The following is a 317-nucleotide window of genomic DNA, read 5'->3' as shown; positions in this document are numbered from 1 at the left end:
GCATCAAAACTATCATCTTTAAAACTATCTAATTTATCGATATAATCACCCAGTTCAATTTGCTTGATTTTATCACTTAAATTCTCATCTTTCATACGAGCTTTAAAACGCTCTAATCCTGTTTTGCTCCATTCTATACCACTTACACTAAAACCTTCTTTTGCACAAAACCATAAATTAGCTCCTGTTCCAAAACCAAGTTCTAAAATATTGATTTTACTTCTATCTTGCACATTATAAAAATTCCTTGCTATAAATCTTATAACATTTTCACTTGGATACTTGCCCCATTCTTTTTTAGAAAAAATTTGTTCCCA

General features: G+C 29.7%; 1 protein-coding gene. It reads right to left on the bottom strand.

Annotation, left to right across the window (positions count from 1 at the left end):
* Positions 1 to 317, bottom strand: a 317-nt coding sequence (locus CCO88_RS09605) for a class I SAM-dependent methyltransferase (RefSeq protein WP_002811874.1), incomplete at both ends; no start/stop codon positions are given.

The sequence above is a fragment of the Campylobacter coli LMG 9860 genome (genome assembly GCF_000254135.1).
GTDB classification, from domain to species: Bacteria; Campylobacterota; Campylobacteria; order Campylobacterales; family Campylobacteraceae; genus Campylobacter_D; species Campylobacter_D coli.
Note: the sequence above shows the minus strand (reverse complement) of the source record. Positions and strands in the feature narration are given on the sequence as shown.